Raw genomic sequence first — 18,702 nt, 5'->3', positions numbered from 1 at the left:
AAATGTTTGATTTGATTATTCGTCAAGCCCACACGATCGATGAAGAAGTATTTGATATTGGGGTTCAAGACGGCAAAATCACTGCTTTGGCACCCACGTTGAAGGAGCAGGCGAAACAAGAGCTGACCTTAGCAGAAGGGGAGTTCTTGTCAGCTGGTTGGATCGATGACCATGTCCATTGTTTCGAGGAAATGACGCTCTATTATGATTATCCAGACGAGATCGGTGTCAAACAAGGCGTCACGACCGTTATCGATGCGGGGACGACTGGCGCCGAAAATATCCATCGGTTTTATGATTTAGCCAAAGAAGCCAAAACCAATGTCTTTGCTTTAGTCAATATTTCCAAATGGGGGATCGTAGAGCAGGATGAACTTGCGGATCTGTCAAAAGTCAAAAAAGAATTGGTCAAAGAAGCGTTGCAGAAGTTTCCTGACTTTATCGTCGGGATCAAAGCCCGAATGAGTAAAACGGTGATCGGCGAAAATGGCATCACGCCGTTGAAATTAGCCAAAGCGATCCAAGCTGAAAATCAACCGTTGCCTCTGATGGTCCATATTGGTTCAGCACCACCGAATTTAGCAGAGATTCTCGCTGAATTGGAAGCAGGTGATGTGGTGACCCATTGCTTTAACGGCAAAGCCAATGGGATTTTGGATCAGACGAACCAAACCATCAAGCCTTTCGTCTTTGCTGCCTATGAAAAAGGCTTGGTCTTCGATATTGGTCATGGGACAGACAGTTTCAATTTTGATGTGGCGGAGACGGCCTTTGCCAATCAGCTAAAGGCTTCTTCCATTAGTACGGATATCTACATCCGCAATCGTACCAATGGACCTGTTTTTGATTTAGCGACGACTATGGAAAAATTAGCGGTCGTAGGGTATGATTGGCGTGAGATCATCGAGAAGGTGACCAGTGCCCCTGCGAAGCAATTTCATTTACAGAACAAAGGCGAGATCGCATTGGGATATGATGCTGATTTTACGATTTTCCGCTTTGAAGAGGGCGAAAAGGAATTGACGGATTCTAACGGCAATCGCCGAATCACGACACAACAGATCGTGCCGCAAAAAGCGGTGATAGGAGGGGAACTTTTTGACACTGAATATTGAAGAACTAGGCTTGAAAGAAGTCATCAATGCTTCTGGCAAAATGACGATTCTAGGTGTCTCGAAAGTCAGCGAAGGCGTGCTTGCAGCCCAGCGCTATGGCGGGGAGCATTTCTTTGAAATGGCAGATCTAGCAGAAAAAACCGGTGCCTATTTAGCAAAATTGTTGAAAACGGAAGATGCGCAAATCGTTTCTTCCGCTTCGGCGGGAATCGCCCAATCAGTGGCGGCACTCATCGGTCAAGGAGACAGCTATCATTTGTACCACCCATATAGTGAGAAAATCAGCAAGCGGGAGATCATTTTGCCCAAAGGCCACAACGTAGATTATGGCACACCGGTGGAAGTGATGGTGGCGCAAGGGGGCGGAAAAGTCGTGGAAGCAGGCTATGCCAATATGTGCACACCCGAGCACATTGAACAGATGATCACGCCCGAAACAGCGGCAATCCTCTACATAAAGAGTCATCACACCGTTCAAAAAAGTATGCTGACGGTAGCAGAAACGGCCCAAGTTGCCAAGGCACACGATCTTCCATTGATCGTTGATGCGGCTGCTGAGGAAGATTTGTTTGCCTATGCCCAAGCAGGTGCTGATTTAGTGATCTATTCAGGTGCGAAAGCACTGTCAGGACCAAGTGCTGGCTTAGTGATCGGCAAGCAGCCCTATGTCTCTTGGGTGCGCCTGCAATCCAAAGGTATTGGTCGAGCAATGAAAATCGGTAAAGACAATATTCTCGGATTTACCCAAGCCGTGACGGATTATCTAGCGGAGGGAACAGAATCTGGCGCTTCGATGCAAGAGCGCCTACAACCATTTATTGCGGCAATCAATGAAATCACTGGTTTCGAAGCAAAAATCGTTCAAGATAGCGCTGGCAGAGACATTTATCGAGCGAGTGTCAAAGTGAAAGAACCAAGTGCCAAAGCAGTGATCGACGCGCTAAAAGCGGGAGAACCAGCGATTTATACCCGTGAATACCAAGCCAATAACGGCATTATTGAATTTGATATCCGAGCAGTCAATGAACAAGAAATGGCAGTGATCACCGATCGCTTACAAGAAATTATGTTAGGAGCAACCCAAAAATGAAAACTTCACCCAATTATTTCGCTGACCGTATCTGTCTGAATGTGTTAGCAAACTCTATTGAAAATGCGAAAGCTTGTTATGAAGCAGCAGAGGGCAACATCGTCCTAGGTGTTTTATCAAAAAATTATGCTAGCGATGAGGCAGCTATCGCTGACATGAAGAACTATCAAGCGGCAACAAATAATGCCCTTTCTGTAGGGCTTGGTGCTGGCGACCCCAACCAAAGTGAAATGGTCTCCCGAATTTCCGCTGTTCTACAGCCACAGCATGTCAACCAAGTATTCACGGGGGCAGGGACCTCACGAGCTTTGTTAGGACAATCTGAAACGATCGTCAATGCCCTTGTTTCACCAACCGGAAAAGTCGGCTATGTCAATATTGCTACTGGACCATTGAGTTCACAAACTCCAGCTGCAGAAGTCCCCGTCGAAACAGCGATCGCTTTATTAAAAGACATGGGGGCTAGTTCTATCAAGTATTTTCCAATGAAAGGGTTGGCTCATAAAGCAGAGTATCAAGCAGTAGCAGAGGCTTGTGCTGCGAATGATTTTTATTTGGAACCGACCGGCGGCATCGATTTAGAAAACTTTGAAGAAATCTTGCAGATCGCTGTTGATGCAGGAGTAAAAAAAATCATTCCACATATTTACAGCTCGATCATCGATGGCGAAACAGGGGACACACGCCCTGAAGATGTACAGACATTAGCAGAAATGACGAAAAAGGTGTTGGCAGCAGCCAAATAGGGAGGGATCAATGATGCGGATCGGTGCTTACGGTGAGGTAATGATGCGATTGACGCCACCAGAATATCGAACACTGGAACAGACCCACTCTTTGCGGATGGATTTTACAGGAACAGGGGTCAATCTGTTAGGCAATTTGGCGCATTTCGGCTTAACGACGTCGATGCTGACACAAGTGCCAGCCAACCGTTTAGGGGATACGGCGAAAGCCAGCTTGCGTTCCTATGGGATTCAAACAGCATTTGTTGGCAAAAAATACAGCCATATCGGCAGTTATTTCGCCGAGATCGGCTACGGCGCTCGTCCGACTTACGTGACTTATCAAAATCGCCATCATAGTTCCTTTGGCGTTTCAGGTCCAGAAGAATATGCCATCGATGGATTTCTAGAAACAGTCGATCTCATTCATATTTGCGGGATCTCTCTTAGTTTGACTGAGAAAACCTGGCAAACTGCATTGGCTTTGGCGAAACAGGCCCATGTAAAGCAGATTCGCGTCTGCTTTGATTTTAACTTCCGCCCAAGCTTGAATGAAGAATTAAATCGTGAGGTACTAAAACAACGGTATGAAACGATTCTACCTTATTGTGATCTAGTTTTCGGCTCTGTCCGTGACTTGGAGGAGCTGCTGGCATATCCCTTAGAGGAAACAGAAGGAGCCGAGCTTGCGTTGATCCAATCCTTTATTGACCAGTATCAACTAGAATGGTTCTGCGGGACACGCCGTCTAGCCGTGGAAGACAAGCAATTTATCAGTGGAAGAATCATTACGGCGCAGGATGCCTATGAAACGGCACCGCAGCTGCTGCAAGTATTGGATCGGATCGGGGCAGGGGATGCCTATGCCGCTGGTGTATTATTAGGCTATGCCGAAAAATGGTCGCTCCAACGCACCGCTGATTTTGCAATCACGAATGCTGTATTGGCTCATACGATGCTGGGAGATGTCCCATTAACCACCAAAGAACAAGTGGAACAAGTCTTACAGGCACCAGGAAAAGACTTAATTCGCTAGAAAAAACACTTGCGTCCTTCTCTTGATGGATAACTGCGCAAAAGCAGAACAATCGGCTGCTTTTGCGCAATCATCCATCGCTTTTAGGAGAAGACCGCAAGTGTTTTTATTGTTTTAAAAAGGTTTCTACTTTTTTCTCAGGGATCACCCACAACAATAGCACGAGACTATCCAGCGTGATGATAAGTAGTGGATGGACCAGCCAGCCGAGGAGCAATGCCAGCACGTTGATAAACAACGTAAAGTAGAGTTTCTTGTATCCGCGAAACAGTTCTACGATGGCTTGATTGTCAGGGTTGGCACGCACCAAGGACTTTCCTACAAGGAAATAGCTGAAATCCGTCAATAAAATGACAGACCCGTATAGCAGCTGAGGGGCAAGAGCGACTGGATAACGACTGACCCATGACGTTACAAAAGGAAAGAGGGTTAGTGCCAGGATCAATAAATGATTCGCCCACAAGGTCCAACCGTCAATTTTAGATACTACTTGAAATAGATGATGGTGATTGTTCCAATAGATCGCTAACATCACAAAGCTGATCAAATAAATAATAAATTGCTGTTCCACTCCTAAAAAAGAAGCAAATGTATCGCCTTCGGGCTGGTGCAATTCCAGTACTAATAAGGTCATTACGATCGCAATGACCGCATCCGTAAAGGCTTCGATTCGATTTTTTGACATGTACATCCATCCTTTTATGTTCCAGTTTACAGGATCAGTGTACGCGATTGTCAGAAATTCGTCTAATAATTTTTCTCGCGCATTACCCAATTGGACTCGCTATTTCGCAATTGGCCCACTGCCTAGTGCACCGAATAAAAACAAATCGATCGCTTCTGGCATTTTGTCTTCTTTTCCCGGTGAGTCCAAGTGAGCCGCCATCAGCACTAACAACTGGCTGGTAACAAATTCTGGATCGACATCCGAACGAAGATTGGAATCACTGCGACGGAACAAGTCAAGAAACGGTTCTTTGTAATTTTTCCGCCAAAGCAAGTACAGTTTTTTTGAAGTGTCCTCAGAAACGGTATGCTGAATGTCGTGCATCATCATATAAAAATTGATGCGATGCCGACTTCTTAAAAAAAGAAACATGTTTAAGATTTTTTCAGAGATCGTCAAGGAAGTATCTTCAACAGTCTGATTTAGTTTTCCAGAAACCTCTTGTGCCAAAGAGACCATCACTTCATAATAGATGGCTTCTTTGCCTTTGAAGTGATAATAAAGATTGGGTTGGGTGATGCCGACGGCTTCTGCGATCTGTCTAGTAGAAGTTGCTTGATACCCCTGCTGCATAAACAGGTTTTCTGCGACTCGTAATATTTTTTCTCGCAAGTTCAAAGTCAGCCCTCCCAACGTTCCTGACGAAGCATTTTTTTCGCGGTAAACAAAAGTTGGATTTTCCGTTGTTTCGGTACCGCTGTTTTTTCAGCAAATACTTGATAGTTGTTTTTGCGGATCACAGTCAAGATTTCCCGATAGATCAAAGCAGCTGCTAATAGAGCTTCACGGCAATCTTCATCGATTTGCGGCATCATGACAAAAGATTCCTGATAAAGCGTCTCAGCAAGTTGCGCTTCGTGTTCCCACATCTCGATAAACTGCTGGTTTTGATTGCCAGCTGCTAATGCCTCTCGCGAAAGGTTGAATTGCGCCAAGACCGTTTGTGGCAAATAGATGCGGCCCATTCGCAGATCCTCGCCAATATCACGTAAAATATTGGTGCGTTGCATCGCTTCACCCAATTTTATGGCGGGCTCTTGAATCGCAGCGGCTGTTTGTGAGAGAATCGGCAAGAGCATCAGACCCACACTGCCGGCTACGTAGTAACTATAGTCGGAAAGCTCTTTTTCAGAGGTGGGCTGCTGGAAGTCAAGGTCTTGTTTTTGTCCCACCAATAGATCGAAAAAGGGCTGAAACTGTAGGTCAAACTGTTGGAAAGAAAGGGTCAATGCCCGCCAAATGGCTTCATCAGGATCTTCTTCCTTGATGGCTTGCGGCAAGTCGATCGCATCGCCGGTTAATAGTTCTTGTATTTTTTCCAAGCGTTTTTTCATGGCTTCGATCAACAATGGGTCTTGCTTTTCATCGACGGCATCATCGGCACGTCGACAAAAGGCGTAGACGGCATAGACGGCGCGTGCTTTGTCTTTTGGCAATTGAGAAAAGGCGGTATGAAAGTTTTTCGAATGCTTTTTTATGATGGCCTCACAGTATAAAAAATCGTTGTCGTATTCATCAAAGACGCTTAATGATTTAACGGTCATCTTTTAACAACTCCTCCACAGCTAACTTGGCACTTTGCATCACGATTGGCACACCCGCTCCCGGATGCGTACTGCTGCCGCAGAAGTATAGGCCTTCTGCATAATCAAATTTATTATGGGGACGATAGTAATTGCTTTGCGCCAAGGTTGGTTTCAAGCCAAATGTCGCACCGTTGTAAGCATTGAACCGATCATTGAACGTATCTGGCGTATACATTTTTTCATACACGATGTGTTCATCGATATCCGTAAAGATCGTTTTTTCTTTTAATAATCCAATGATCTGCTGGCGGTAGCTTTGGATCGTTTCATCCGTCCATTGATCAAATTTAGATAATTCAGGTACTGGGACTAAAACATAAAGACCTTCTTGACCATCAGGTGCTAAGGAAGCATCTTTCAGGGTTGGACGATACAAGTAGAAGGATGGATCTTCTGGCAGCTTGCCAGCCTCGAAAAGATCGTCTACATTGCGTTTGAAATCATTGGCAAAATAAATGCTATGGAGTGCGCTATCTTCATATTTTTTGTCCAGTCCTAAATAAAGCAAGAAACAAGAACAAGAGTAATCCATCGAAGCGATTTTTTGATTGGTGTATTTGCCGCGTTTTGATTCATCAGGAATCAAGCTTTCCATAGCATAAGGAAAATCAGCCGCACAAATCACAGCATCTGCGGTGATCGTTTCTCCATTGACACGAACGCCTTTGGTTTGCTTGTTTTCGATCAATAATTCATCGATTGGGGTATTGTAATGGATCGTTCCGCCTAATTCTTGGAACAAACGTGCCATACCAGTGGCTAATGTATACATGCCGCCTTTGATGAAATAGACCCCATACATCAACTCGATCATAGGGATGATGGTATAAAGGGACGGCCCTTGGTAAGGGGAGACACCGATATACAAGGTTTGAAACGCCAATGATTTTCGCAGGCGATCATCTTTGACAAATTTAGAAATGGAAGAGTAGGCGTCACTAAACGTTCGCAGCTTTAACCCTGCCCATAATGATTTGGGATTGTAAAAGTCTCGCCATGTCCGAAACGACTTGGTGATGAAGGACTCTTTGGCGATCACATAGCGTTTGTAAATATCTGCTAAAAAGGCAAAATAGCCTTGAGCATCTTCTTCCGAGATCGCTTCTAGCGTTTTGGTCAATTCTACTAAGTCGTTTGAGAAGGTCAGCGGTTCGTCTTGAGCAAAATACAGCTGCAGCATCGGATCGACTTTCTCCATAGGAATATAGTCATTCGGATCAACGCCAGCAAATTCAAACACTTCACGATAAATTTCAGGCATCATCACGATGGTGGGTCCCACATCAAAGGTAAAGCCGTTTTCCTTGATCTGATTCATTTTGCCCCCAGGTTGACCTTCTTTTTCGTAGAGGGTGACGTCATAGCCAAGTTTTTGCAAACGGACAGCAGCAGCTAATCCTGACACGCCCGCACCGACAACAATAATTTTTTTCATGCTTGCTCCTTCTGCGAATCACTTGATTCGGCTTCTTTTTTCGTGTGTTCTTTTTCTTCTAAAACGCCATCCTTCATGACGAGGACCCGATCACAATAATCTGTCAAACGGGTATCATGGGTCACCATAATGGTGGCTTTTTGTTTTTCTTTGGTTTCTTTTGCTAAGATTTTGACGACTTCGACGGCTTTTTTTGAATCAAGACTCGCCGTTGGTTCATCTGCCAAAATGATGGTGGGATCATGATAGAGCGCTCGGGCAATAGCCACACGCTGCCTTTCACCACCAGATAGTTCATCGGGGTATTTGTTCTGCAGCTTTTCAATCCCTAGTTGTTCAAACAATTCAGTAGCTGATTGCTCTTGGGGTTTTTTGCTGACCTTATCCACCAATTGAAGTTGCTTTTTGACCGTCAAAAAAGGGACAAGGTTGGAAGCTTGTAAAATAAAGCCGATTTTTTTGAAACGAGTTTTTGCCCTTTGCTTTTCTTTTTGTTTACTAAAGGGTTCGTCATTGATAAATACTTCGCCTTCAGAGGGAGCTTGTAGACCACCGGCAATCGTCAGAAAGGTACTTTTCCCAGAGCCGGAAGGACCGATGATGGCGACAAATTCGCCTTTTTCTACCGAAAAGTTGGTTTCTTTCAAGGCTTCAATCGTCGCGTCCCCATCTTTAAATGATTTTTTGACTTGTTTGAATTCAATGGCACTCATGTTTTTTCCTCCTATCCGATTGCTTTCAATGGGTCGATTTTTACAATCGTTCGCACCGAGAAGAAAGCACCTAGCATCGCGATCAGAATCATCATTACACTGATACTAGCAAAGAATAATAGATTGATTTGGAATGGCACTGCTGCAGGTAACACGAGGGCGGTACCGATCGTTGCCAACCCACCGATCAAAACACCCGAGGTTGCCAATAAGAACGTTTGGGCAATCACCGAAAAAGCAATGTAGCGGCTAGAGATCCCTTGGGCTTTCATGACACCGAAAATTTCTGATTTTTGCATCGTTAGCACATAGATAAAAATACCGATAACGATGGCAGCGATCACGATCAAGAACCCGATCATAAAGCCAAAGGTCAGCACTTGTGCGTTGTAACCAGGCAATTCATTAATAAATTTGCTGATATCCGTAGCGACTAGATCATCTGGCACTTCTTTGATTTTGCCACGAGTTACGATCGCGTTGATACGGGCATTTTCTGAATCATCTTCTTTTTCAAAACGAATTTCTTGATAGGCACCGATCGAGGTGTAGAGGACCGGAGCAACACTGAAGCGGGCGTTATCTGTAAAACCGACGATTTTCAATTTTTTGTCACTGCCGGCTAATTTGATGGTGTCACCAATGGAAATCCCGTATTCTTCCTCAATGCTGCTGTCTGCGACCGCTTCATCATCTGACGCAAACATCTCGCCATCGGTAATATTTGGTGCTAGAAATTGATCTGGATCAATGCCGAAAAAGGTGACATCGACTTTTTCACCGTTGTCTTCTTTAGTCACTACCCCAGCGGTTTGCGCCAAAACAGCTTTTTCTGGTGCATCGACTTCGTCATAAAGACTGCGAGGAAGCATCGACATGTTTAAATTATCATTTGCTTCTTCAGTCAACAAAATTTGATCTGCCTCCCATTTGTCGACCGCCATCCGATTATCTTGAGCCAACCCATACGCTAAGCCAGTTAAAAAAAAGACCAGATAGGCGATTAAAAACATGACTCCTGTGACTAGGGCGTAACGCAATTTGGAATGGCGTATTTCATTGATTGCCAAAAACATAACGATTCCTCCTATTATTTTATCACTTGATAAAATAAAAATACCATTTTTTTTATTTTCAGCAAACTATCTTGCTTACAAAGAGTAAATTCGGTGAAAAAAGGAAGGTTATTTAGAAGGGCGTCTGTCGATTGAAGAAAACCAATTACTGCTCTTTTATTTCGATAGAATCGTTTGAGCAATGAAGGAGAGGGGCGACTTCCGTGAAAAAAGAACTAGAATAACAATAAAAGCCCTCTGATTCAGCGCACGCAAACACTTGGCGTATTTTGAAATCAGAGGGTTTCTATTTAAAGTCTGGTGCTGGATCAAAGTGTCAATCGTCAGTTTCTTTGCTTGTAGCGATAACTAACGGCACGATTTTTTCAAAGGAGTGACGAAAGCTTTCAGGTTGTGCTAACTTTTGATAAATGATCGCCAAACCGTCTTGGTTTTTGCGATAATCCAAACAAACCTTCAGCTCACTTTGAGGACCATATTTCTTTGAAATGTACTGATACGCTTCTTGGTGCAATTGTTCTAGATCTGTGAGTTGCTTTTTCTCATAAGCAAAAAGCAAGGTTCGCTTGAGGATTCGCTCAAAATCTAAGTCACGATCGGCTTCGGAAATAATTTTGCCATAAAGCGAGCGAGGCTCATAGGGCAGCGAGGCGCGATGGTCTTCTACTGCTTCGCCGATCATTGAAATGACTGGAGGAGAGAAAAAGCGTGGCAACACAGCATCTTGTTCAACGATCTTGCGGGAATTGCTTTCGTGGTTTTTGCGGCCATAGAGCAAGCCGATATCATGGTAGGCAGCTACCGTATAGACGATATTCAGGTCAACAGGCAATGTTTCAGCAATCTCAAAACTATTTTGGATCACTTGGTGGACGTGCGCTGGGGAGTGACTGCTATCCAATTGGTTGTATTGTGGGATGATGGAGCTTTCAATATAGTGCTTTAGTTGTGGATCAATCTTCATTTATCTGGTTCTCCTGCCTTTCTTATGCTAGATGAGGAGGAATTGAGCCAGTGCTAAACCGATCACTCGTTTCTAGACCTAGCGGCTGACGACAAAAGCCAAAGGGCTGTCCATCAATGGTGATTTGCTGCTTGAGCCACGGAAGATAGCTGATGGTATCTGTTGGATCGCCGGCAGCTGCTTGTTCCATTTTCTGCCATTCATTCGACGTAGAAATCGTTGCAGCACCTTTGAGTAACCCTTGCCAAATCACCTGGATCTCCTCGGGACAAAGGTTTCCTGCCATTGATGACAGCCCGTTAAACCCTAGTGCGACCTTTTCCGCCAAGTCCGCTTCACCACCAGCATAAAAACGAAAATCGGCAGCCGTCTTTGTTTTTATTTGAGGCACTCGCTCCTTACTGCCAGCTTCTTTTAAGCCGATCACCCGAGGGTCAGCGATCAAGGTCAAGAGACTTTCTGCAGATAAATCAAAGCCCGTGCGGCGGGGATTGTTGTATAAAATAACTGGTTTTTCGCAAGTATGGATCAATCCCTGAGCATAGAGGACGGCTTCCTTTTGGGTCAGGCAAAGATAAGGGGGAAAGCCTAAAACCACACCATCGATTCGGGGATTTTTGCTGATTGTTTCTGCCAACGCGAGCGTTTCATGAAATACAATGCCAGCTAAACCGAAGAGGACTTCGAAATCGGCTGCCCAGCTGGTTTCTTGCGCTAAGGCATGTAGAAGCTGTTTTTTTTCTGTTAAAGTCAATGAATGCTGTTCACCGGTGGAGCCACACACCAAAACCGATTTGATCCCTTGCTTTTGCAGTTGCAAGATATGAGCGATCGTCCTTTTCGTGTCAAGTCTTTCTGCATGGACAAATGCTGTGGGGACGGCAACATGCAGTGAGTGATTCAATGAAGTCATCCGATTCATCCTTTCTTGTGATACGTTTAGCCAGCGATGTTCTTCTTGCTTCTGGTGCAAGCCAAGGAAGACGAAATAACTGATTATCCACTAAGTGTAACAAACTTCTCGTTTCAGCAAAAGGCTTAGCAAAATATTTTTAAAACGGTGGTTGCGTTTTCAAATAAAGCATGGTATTATGCAAGTAATAAAACAGGCATGTGACTGGTAATGCAGGCAGGACCTATAAAAAACATGGAAGGGATCGTTGGATTCCGTTCAATGTTTTTGTAGGTGCTGCCTGCTTTTTTCTTTGTTTGGCCAACAAAGGAAAACTAATTAAAGGAGAAGAAAATTATGAATGTAAAAGAAACGGCAACTGCCATCGTTGAGTTGATTGGCGGAAAAGAAAATATCGCACATTTGGAACATTGCTCCACACGCTTGCGCTTTACCTTAAAAGACAATAGCCTCGTACAAAAAGATGCCTTGGAAAAAGTCGATGGCGTGATTGGGGTGCGACAAAATGTCCAATGCCAAGTCATCATCGGCAATGATGTCGTCGAAGTGTATGATGAGGTTATGAACGTGTTAGGTCATGAGCTAACAGCGGATGGAGGAAGTGAAGGCAAACAAAAACAATCGTGGGGTGCGGTCCTGCTTGATTTTATTATCTCGATTTTTCAACCGTTGATTCCAGCAGTCGCTGGAGGGGGCGTCTTGAAATCCTTACTGTTACTTGCTTCTGTCACTGGATTGATGGACAATACGAGCCAGACGTATCAAATTTTGAATCTGATCGGTGGCGCACCATTGTATTTCTTACCGATTTTAGTGGCGATCACCACGGCAAATAAATTAAAGGTCAACCAATTGGTGGCGGTTTCCGCTGTCGGTGCCTTGATTTTGCCTGAACTAACGACACTATTGACAGATGGCGCAGCTTTCATGGGCTTCGGTTTACAAAATATCGCTTATGCGTCACAAGTATTTCCAGCCATTTTAACGGTTTTATTTTACGCTCAAATTGAAAAACTGTTTACCCGAATCTCACCAAAACCGATCCGTATCTTCTTTGTTCCAATGATGAGCTTAGTTATTACGGTTCCAGTTGCTTTATTGATTTTAGGCCCATTAGGCTTTGAAGTCGGAACGATTTTCTCAGCAGCGATCATTTGGCTGTATGCCCATTTAGGTTGGGTGGCAACGGGGATCTTAGCCGCTGTTTTACCATTGATGGTGGTTACCGGTATGCACAAAGCTATGATTCCTTATGCTGTTTCGTCCATGAGTGAGATGGGGGCAGAGCTGTTATACTTACCTGCCTCATTGGCACATAACATCGCAGAAGCCGGTGCTTGTTTTGCGGTGAGTGTTCGGACCAAAGACCAAAAACTTCGTTCAACCGCTGTTTCTGCAGGCATCTCCGCCCTTTTTGGCATCACCGAGCCTGCTTTGTATGGGGTGACGATCCTGCACAAACGAGTGCTTTACGGCGTGATGGCTTCCAGCCTAGTTGGTGGTGCAGTGGCTGGGTTATTTGCCATCAAGGCCTTCGCATTAGTTGGTCCCGGTCTAGCAAGTATCACTATGTTCGTCGATGAAGCCAACCCGATGAATCTTGTGTGGGCATTAGTCACGTTAGGGGTATCCTTTGCTGTTTCCTTCGTCCTTGTCCTTTTCTTATTCAAAGAAAAAACAGTGGAAAATAAGACGACAGTTGCCGATCCGAAAGCCGAAGTATTGAGTAAACCAGTAGAAGGCCAAGTGGTAGCCCTATCTGAAGTCAACGATGAAGTCTTTTCAAGCGGTATGATTGGAGAAGGTTTCGGGATTATCCCGACGTCTGGCGAATTGATCGCACCGGAAGATGGCGAAATCACGATGTTGTTTGAAACCAACCATGCGATCGGGTTAAAAACTCGTAATGGCGCAGAATTGCTCTTTCATATCGGCTTGGATACCGTTCAATTAGAAGGCAAACACTTTACCCCTTACGTGAAAGCGGGGGATCAAGTGAAACAAGGGCAACCCCTGATTCAATTTGATCTAGATGCCATCAAAGCAGCTGGGTTTGATCCAATCGTGATCTGTGTTGTCACCAATCAAGAAAACTTTACGGTCAAACCGATCGAATCAACCGATGAGCGCAACGAACAAGGCGTTCTATCGATTGCACCGATCGTCTAAACCAATGAGCAATGCAACCAAAACAATGTAAAAGGGGATTGAAAAAATGACTGAAACAACTTTTCCAAAGGACTTCTTATGGGGTGGCGCTATCGCCGCAAATCAAGTAGAAGGGGGATGGAATCTTGGCGGCAAAGGCTTGTCGGTAGCGGATGTGGCTACTTACAAACCTCATGTCGACGTGAAAAACTTTGCAGCACATATGAGTGTGACTGTTGAAGCCGTCAAAGAAGCAATGGCGGATTCAACGGATACCATCTATCCAAAACGCCGAGGGATCGACTTCTATCATCGCTATCCAGAAGATTTGGCTTTATTTGCGGAGATAGGTTTTAAAGTATTGCGTTTATCGATTGCATGGACCCGATTGTTCCCAACTGGGGAAGAAACGACACCCAATCCAGAAGGGATCGCTTTTTACCGCAATGTCTTCCAAGAAATGCAGCGTTTGGGAATCAAACCGATCGTAACGTTGTCTCACTATGAGATGCCGTTAGCGCTGAGCTTGAAGTACAATGGCTGGGTGGAACGTAAAGTGATCGATGACTTTGTCCGTTTTGCGACCGTCTGCTTTGAAGAATTTGGGGAGTATGTGGAGTATTGGCTGACCTTTAACGAAATCGACAGTATCCATCGTCATCCCTTTACAACAGCAGGTCTCATTCCTGAGCAATCAGAAGCTGGTAAGGAAGAGCAAGACGTATATCAAGCCCTCCATCACCAATTTGTGGCCAGCTCATTAGTGACAAAAATCGCCCATGAAATAAATCCCGACAACAAAGTCGGCTGTATGATCACGAAGTTGATGACGTATCCATTGACTTGTGACCCATTGGATGTTGAATTAACTTTAAAGAAAAACTTGGAAAATGATTTTTATGCGGACGTTCAAGTCAAAGGTGCTTATCCGCGAATGATTGAAAAAGATCTCGAAAAACGGGGCATCAAGATTGAAATGGCACCAGAAGACCGCCAAATCTTAAAAGATCACACCGTTGATTTTCTTTCTTTCAGTTATTATATGTCTATGGCTGAATCAGGCGACCCACATGCGGAACGGACACCGGGCAATACGGTTTTAGGGGTAAAAAATCCCAAGCTGCCGTCAACTGAATGGGGCTGGCAGATCGATCCTAAAGGCTTGAAAATCTCCTTGCTTTCATTGTATGATCGGTATCAAGTGCCATTGATGATCGTTGAAAATGGTATGGGTGCCGTGGATGTCCTTGAAGACGGTCAAGTGCATGATCCGTATCGGGTCGATTATTTCAAGGCACACTTCAAACAAATGAAGGAAGCCATCGATGAAGGAGTCGATTTGATTGGTTATACTTCATGGGCACCGATCGATCTGGTCAGTGCGGGGACGTCACAAGTGACGAAACGCTACGGCTTCATTTATGTGGATGCCGATGATGAAGGAAACGGCAGTTATGACCGTTTGAAAAAAGATTCCTTCGATTGGTACAAAGAAGTGATCGCTACCAATGGCGCAAGTTTGGCAGAATAAACAGTGAGGAGCGAGAGTGCATGATTTACATCAAGAAAGTCTTAAATTCAAGTGTCGTACTTGTTGATAAGGAAGGCCAGGAAATGATTGCACTTGGGAAGGGGATCGGCTATGGAAAGAAAGTCGGCGACAGCATAGCCGATACCCAGATCGATCAAGTTTTTCTGCCAATCGATGAAAAAAAATCGGGTCAGTTTGCCGATTTGGTGGATGAGATTCCGTTGTACTATTTTGAAATGACCAAAGAAATCGTTCAGCTGGCGCAAAAAATGCTGCCCTATCCGCTAAATTCAACGATTTACCTTACCTTATCGGATCACTTGCACTTTGCTGTGGAACGTCAGCAAAAAGGCTTGAGTGTGACGAATCGACTCTATTGGGAAATCAAGAATTACTATACGGAGGAATTTCGAGCCGCCGAACAGGCACTACGCTTGTTGAAAGAGAAGTATCAAATTGATCTGCCGGAAGAAGAAGCCTCCAATATCGCGTTTCATTTGATCAATGCCCAGTCGAACACCGAGGAAAATCAAGATGGGTTGAAAAAAGCCAAATTGATCGGGTTGATCGTCAATATGGTACGCTACTCGATCCAGCAAGACGTCAACACCAATTCGATCCATTATAATCGCTTTATCACCCACGTGCGTTTCTTCGTTGACCGGTTCTTTTTGGATGGTCTGCTGCAAGAAGAAGACGAAGGACTATACCGTCAAATGTGGGCTCTTTATCCAAATGCTATGGAGATCGCGACAAAAGTCAAAGCCTATATCGATAAAGAATATCAAACGAAGATCCCTGTCAATGAAATCGTCTATCTAGGCGTTCATATCAATCGGTTGATGAACCATTCAGCGATCAATTCCTAAGCGTCCTCATTTTTAACAAACACAAACAAGCCGTTTCCCTTTGCTGGAAGAAACGGCTTGTTTGTATTTAGTAGGCTTGCTTGTCAGGAATCACGCCTCGAACGCCGCCTTTTGGTTCCTCCACGTCGCCTTGGTAGCGTGGGATCAAATGACAATGGCAATGAAAGACCGTCTGTCCGGCAGCCTCCCCGCAATTGAAGCCGATGTTGAAGCCGTCTGGTCGATAGGTTTCCAACAAATAGGCTTTGCCTTCCTGCAACAAAGCCTGCAAGTCTTGTAATTCCTCTTGGGTGAGGGCAAAATAATCCCTTCGATGTTCTTTGGGGATCAATAGCAGGTGTCCAGGGGTGACGGGAAACTTATCAAAGATCGCATAAAAGCGTTCGTTTTCAATGATCGCATGTTTTGAGGCAGTACAAAAAATACAAGTCAAAATCTTCCGCTCCTTTTTCTCAGCTAGATAGCGTATCGATACTTATCTTTAGTGTACCAAAAGCTGATTCGAAATGAAACGCACGACAAAAAGCATGTCATTATGAGTCATTTGCGAGTAAAATGAAAAAAAGTTTGCTGATTCGCTTGACTTAGAGTGCACTTCAACCTGTATGCTTAGTGTAACTTAAAAAACAGGAGGACGAGCAAATGAACTATGTAAAATTTGGCAATACGGGACTTGATGTGTCACCATTATGTTTAGGGACAATGGGATTTGGCGATCCCAATAGTGGCTTTCATGAGTGGGTGTTAGAAGAAGCAGATAGTCGCGAAGTCATCAAAAAAGCCTTGGATCTAGGCATCAACTTTTTTGATACGGCAAATGTCTATTCTTATGGAGCGAGCGAAGAAATCGTCGGTCGAGCATTGAATGATTTTGCTCCGCGGGATGAGATCGTGGTTGCCACAAAACTGTATTCAAAAATGAAGCAACGGCCAAACAGTGGAGGGCTGTCTCGAAAAGCGATCTTTTATCAAGTCGAACAAAGCTTAAAACGCCTACAAATGGACTACATTGATTTGTATATCATCCATCGTTGGGATTACCACACGCCAATTGAAGAAACCATGAAGGCCTTACATGATTTGGTGGTTTCTGGAAAAGTGCGCTATATTGGTGCATCCGCGATGTACGCTTGGCAATTTGCCAAAGCACAAGCAGTTGCAGAGAAAAATGGCTGGACCAAATTTGTTTCGATGCAAAATCACTTAAACTTGCTTTATCGAGAAGAAGAGCGAGAAATGATGCCCTTGTGTGCCGATCAAAAAATTGCCGTGACGCCATATAGTCCTTTGGCTGCTGGACGTTTAACAAGAGATTGGGGTGCAGAGACCAAACGGTACTTAACGGATAAAACCGCCAATCAAAAGTACGACAAAACGATGGAACAAGACCGGGAGATCGTGGCACGAGTCGCAAAGATCGCTGACAATCACCAAAGCAAACGGTCGCAAATCGCCTTGGCTTGGTTATTGCAAAAAGAACAAGTGGTCGCACCAATTATTGGCGCAACAAAAGAAAGCCACTTATTGGATGCTTTACCTGCCCTTGATCTAAAGCTGACTGCCGAAGAGATTGCTTATTTGGAAGAGCCTTACTTGCCTCATGCAGTGGTAGGAGCGGAATAACGAGTAACAAAAGGGCTTCTGGCTCGTAGCATACAAAACGATCTAGGAAAAAATGCAAAACAAGGAAGTGAAGCCATGAATATCAAAAAAGTCAGTGAACTGAGCGGTGTCTCAGCTGATACCATCCGTTACTATGAAAAAATTGGGCTGATTCCGCCGGTCAAACGCAATAAAAACGGTGTTCGTGAATTTGATGATGACGACTTAAAATGGATCACCTTTACTAGGCAAATGCGTAATGCTGGACTATCGATTGATGGGTTGAGTCATTACCTGGCTTTATTTGAAGAAGGGCGAGGGACGGTTCCTGAGCGCAAGCAGCTCTTAGCAAAACAAATTGCGGTACTCAGGGAGAAAATCTCAGATATGACGGAAGCTGTTGAACGTTTAGAATACAAACTAGAACATTACGACGAGCATGTTCTGCCGACAGAAGAACGATTGCGTCAACGAAAAGCCAATTTGGTCACTAAGTCTTAATGACTGAATTCGCTACTATGGAAATTGAAACGTTCTGCTCAATGGAATCCAATAGAAAGGAAGCTTATGAAACGACTTGCGATTTTAGGTGCTGCTGGAACGATTGGGCAGCTGACACGCCAAACACTTTTAGAAAGAACCAATTTCTCCCTAGTACTCTATGCCCGCCAGGCAACGGAGCGTTTGCAACAGATTGATGCTGCGCGTGAGACGATCATTGATGGTGACTTTCTCGATTTAGGACGACTCGTTCGGGCATTGCAAGGTTGCCAGTCGGTTTTTTTGACGGATATCCATGATCCGCGGGCAACGCTGCGGGTGATCGAGGCGATGAAATTAGCAGAGGTCAGCCAATTGATCAGTGTCGCACCAGAAAGAAACCTTTGTCATTCAGAGGCATTAAAGCAATTGGTGTCCGCAACTGATCTTTCCCTTTCCCCGAAAAAGCATCAGCTGCTTTTGCAGCAAAAAAATCGCTTGATGTCCTATCAATTGATTAAAGGATCAGAATTGTCGGTTTACTTTGTTCATTTGCCGTCAGAGAAGAAACGTATGGCGAATAGAAGAGCATGGCGGGAATCTGTTGTAGAAGAAATCCTTTCCGCTTGTGATTGCTGTGCAGCTTAACAGCAATCTTAAAGGAATGAAAAAATAGCAGAATACTTTCTTGA

Annotated in this window: 19 protein-coding genes; 10 read left to right on the top strand and 9 right to left on the bottom strand. The window is 44.4% G+C overall.

The genetic code is table 11. The annotated features are described in order from the left end of the window. Positions 1-2: 2 nt before the first annotated feature. Genes IGI86_RS10260 through IGI86_RS10245 form a run of 4 tightly spaced genes read left to right on the top strand, consistent with a single transcriptional unit; the run spans position 3 to position 3,966 of the window. Positions 3-1,115: an amidohydrolase/deacetylase family metallohydrolase gene (locus tag IGI86_RS10260; RefSeq protein ID WP_194188320.1), complete on the top strand. Its 1,113-nt coding sequence runs from the start codon at positions 3-5 to the stop codon at positions 1,113-1,115. Then, complete coding sequence (locus IGI86_RS10255) at positions 1,099-2,205, top strand: DgaE family pyridoxal phosphate-dependent ammonia lyase (protein WP_194188319.1); 1,107 nt, start codon at positions 1,099-1,101, stop codon at positions 2,203-2,205. The genes IGI86_RS10260 and IGI86_RS10255 overlap by 17 nt, the downstream gene beginning before the upstream one ends. Beyond that, a complete protein-coding gene (gene dagF, locus IGI86_RS10250) occupies positions 2,202-2,951 on the top strand; it encodes a 2-dehydro-3-deoxy-phosphogluconate aldolase (protein WP_194188318.1) in 750 nt (249 codons plus the stop codon). Before IGI86_RS10255 ends, dagF begins: the two co-directional genes overlap by 4 nt. 10 nt (positions 2,952-2,961) lie before the next feature. After that, entirely contained in the window at positions 2,962-3,966 is a 1,005-nt protein-coding gene (locus IGI86_RS10245) for a sugar kinase (RefSeq protein ID WP_016620482.1), read from the top strand. Positions 3,967-4,072: 106 nt separating this feature from the next. Here IGI86_RS10245 and IGI86_RS10240 read toward each other — a convergent pair whose 3' ends face one another. From IGI86_RS10240 to IGI86_RS10205, 8 genes are all read right to left on the bottom strand, one after another. Continuing rightward, positions 4,073-4,651, bottom strand: coding sequence for a TMEM175 family protein (locus IGI86_RS10240; protein ID WP_042890962.1), 579 nt, complete (start codon positions 4,649-4,651; stop codon positions 4,073-4,075). A gap of 99 nt (positions 4,652-4,750) precedes the next feature. After that, entirely contained in the window at positions 4,751-5,311 is a 561-nt protein-coding gene (locus IGI86_RS10235) for a TetR/AcrR family transcriptional regulator (protein WP_008378578.1), read from the bottom strand. 2 nt (positions 5,312-5,313) lie between these two features. Beyond that, positions 5,314-6,237, bottom strand: a complete 924-nt coding sequence (locus IGI86_RS10230) for a phytoene/squalene synthase family protein (protein ID WP_016620479.1) — start codon at positions 6,235-6,237, stop codon at positions 5,314-5,316. Further along, on the bottom strand, positions 6,227-7,714 hold the full coding sequence (locus IGI86_RS10225; RefSeq protein WP_005235239.1) for a phytoene desaturase family protein: 1,488 nt from the start codon (positions 7,712-7,714) through the stop codon (positions 6,227-6,229). The genes IGI86_RS10230 and IGI86_RS10225 overlap by 11 nt, the downstream gene beginning before the upstream one ends. Further along, positions 7,711-8,427 carry an ABC transporter ATP-binding protein gene (locus tag IGI86_RS10220; RefSeq protein ID WP_016620478.1) on the bottom strand — a complete coding sequence of 239 codons (717 nt, stop codon included), beginning with the start codon at positions 8,425-8,427 and terminating at the stop codon, positions 7,711-7,713. The genes IGI86_RS10225 and IGI86_RS10220 overlap by 4 nt, the downstream gene beginning before the upstream one ends. 11 nt (positions 8,428-8,438) lie before the next feature. After that, positions 8,439-9,503 carry an ABC transporter permease gene (locus IGI86_RS10215; protein ID WP_005235249.1) on the bottom strand — a complete coding sequence of 355 codons (1,065 nt, stop codon included), beginning with the start codon at positions 9,501-9,503 and terminating at the stop codon, positions 8,439-8,441. Positions 9,504-9,819: 316 nt separating this feature from the next. Beyond that, complete coding sequence (locus tag IGI86_RS10210) at positions 9,820-10,467, bottom strand: HD domain-containing protein (RefSeq protein ID WP_086299345.1); 648 nt, start codon at positions 10,465-10,467, stop codon at positions 9,820-9,822. Positions 10,468-10,489: 22 nt separating this feature from the next. Beyond that, on the bottom strand, positions 10,490-11,380 hold the full coding sequence (locus IGI86_RS10205) for a dihydrodipicolinate synthase family protein (protein WP_218192952.1): 891 nt from the start codon (positions 11,378-11,380) through the stop codon (positions 10,490-10,492). A gap of 336 nt (positions 11,381-11,716) precedes the next feature. Here IGI86_RS10205 and IGI86_RS10200 point away from each other — a divergent pair, with 336 nt between their 5' ends. From IGI86_RS10200 to IGI86_RS10190, 3 genes are read left to right on the top strand one after another with little or no spacing between them, the layout of a single operon-like run. Further along, entirely contained in the window at positions 11,717-13,549 is a 1,833-nt protein-coding gene (locus tag IGI86_RS10200; RefSeq protein WP_218192953.1) for a beta-glucoside-specific PTS transporter subunit IIABC, read from the top strand. 46 nt (positions 13,550-13,595) lie between these two features. Then, a complete protein-coding gene (locus IGI86_RS10195) occupies positions 13,596-15,059 on the top strand; it encodes a glycoside hydrolase family 1 protein (protein WP_005235257.1) in 1,464 nt (487 codons plus the stop codon). A 20-nt stretch (positions 15,060-15,079) separates the two neighbouring features. Continuing rightward, entirely contained in the window at positions 15,080-15,928 is an 849-nt protein-coding gene (locus IGI86_RS10190; RefSeq protein WP_005235258.1) for a PRD domain-containing protein, read from the top strand. Positions 15,929-15,995: 67 nt separating this feature from the next. On the opposite strand, the gene IGI86_RS10185 is transcribed toward IGI86_RS10190, so the two are convergent. Further along, complete coding sequence (locus IGI86_RS10185; protein WP_254905026.1) at positions 15,996-16,397, bottom strand: HIT family protein; 402 nt, start codon at positions 16,395-16,397, stop codon at positions 15,996-15,998. A gap of 173 nt (positions 16,398-16,570) precedes the next feature. On the opposite strand from IGI86_RS10185, the gene IGI86_RS10180 reads away from it, so the two are divergent. The 3 genes from IGI86_RS10180 (at position 16,571) to IGI86_RS10170 (ending at position 18,658) form a co-directional block, all read left to right on the top strand. Then, positions 16,571-17,551, top strand: coding sequence for an aldo/keto reductase (locus IGI86_RS10180; RefSeq protein WP_005235260.1), 981 nt, complete (start codon positions 16,571-16,573; stop codon positions 17,549-17,551). Between the two features lie 75 nt (positions 17,552-17,626). After that, a complete protein-coding gene (locus IGI86_RS10175; RefSeq protein WP_008378568.1) occupies positions 17,627-18,031 on the top strand; it encodes a MerR family transcriptional regulator in 405 nt (134 codons plus the stop codon). Positions 18,032-18,097: 66 nt separating this feature from the next. After that, positions 18,098-18,658, top strand: coding sequence for an NAD(P)H-binding protein (locus tag IGI86_RS10170; RefSeq protein ID WP_086332477.1), 561 nt, complete (start codon positions 18,098-18,100; stop codon positions 18,656-18,658). The last annotated feature ends 44 nt before the right edge of the window (positions 18,659-18,702 follow it).

Source organism: Enterococcus sp. AZ188 (assembly GCF_050544075.1).
Classification (GTDB): domain Bacteria; phylum Bacillota; class Bacilli; order Lactobacillales; family Enterococcaceae; genus Enterococcus_D; species Enterococcus_D entomosocium.
This window is presented reverse-complemented; position numbering and strand designations above follow the sequence as displayed.

Coding starts and splice junctions, on each gene's coding strand:
- IGI86_RS10240 (WP_042890962.1), bottom strand. CDS start 4,651: ATGTCAAAAAATCGAATCGAAGCCTTTACGGATGCGGTCATTGCGATC.
- IGI86_RS10170 (WP_086332477.1), top strand. CDS start 18,098: ATGAAACGACTTGCGATTTTAGGTGCTGCTGGAACGATTGGGCAGCTG.
- IGI86_RS10260 (WP_194188320.1), top strand. CDS start 3: ATGTTTGATTTGATTATTCGTCAAGCCCACACGATCGATGAAGAAGTA.
- IGI86_RS10205 (WP_218192952.1), bottom strand. CDS start 11,380: ATGACTTCATTGAATCACTCACTGCATGTTGCCGTCCCCACAGCATTT.
- IGI86_RS10230 (WP_016620479.1), bottom strand. CDS start 6,237: ATGACCGTTAAATCATTAAGCGTCTTTGATGAATACGACAACGATTTT.
- IGI86_RS10175 (WP_008378568.1), top strand. CDS start 17,627: ATGAATATCAAAAAAGTCAGTGAACTGAGCGGTGTCTCAGCTGATACC.
- IGI86_RS10225 (WP_005235239.1), bottom strand. CDS start 7,714: ATGAAAAAAATTATTGTTGTCGGTGCGGGCGTGTCAGGATTAGCTGCT.
- IGI86_RS10180 (WP_005235260.1), top strand. CDS start 16,571: ATGAACTATGTAAAATTTGGCAATACGGGACTTGATGTGTCACCATTA.
- IGI86_RS10210 (WP_086299345.1), bottom strand. CDS start 10,467: ATGAAGATTGATCCACAACTAAAGCACTATATTGAAAGCTCCATCATC.
- IGI86_RS10195 (WP_005235257.1), top strand. CDS start 13,596: ATGACTGAAACAACTTTTCCAAAGGACTTCTTATGGGGTGGCGCTATC.
- dagF (WP_194188318.1), top strand. CDS start 2,202: ATGAAAACTTCACCCAATTATTTCGCTGACCGTATCTGTCTGAATGTG.
- IGI86_RS10200 (WP_218192953.1), top strand. CDS start 11,717: ATGAATGTAAAAGAAACGGCAACTGCCATCGTTGAGTTGATTGGCGGA.
- IGI86_RS10220 (WP_016620478.1), bottom strand. CDS start 8,427: ATGAGTGCCATTGAATTCAAACAAGTCAAAAAATCATTTAAAGATGGG.
- IGI86_RS10215 (WP_005235249.1), bottom strand. CDS start 9,503: ATGTTTTTGGCAATCAATGAAATACGCCATTCCAAATTGCGTTACGCC.
- IGI86_RS10245 (WP_016620482.1), top strand. CDS start 2,962: ATGATGCGGATCGGTGCTTACGGTGAGGTAATGATGCGATTGACGCCA.
- IGI86_RS10190 (WP_005235258.1), top strand. CDS start 15,080: ATGATTTACATCAAGAAAGTCTTAAATTCAAGTGTCGTACTTGTTGAT.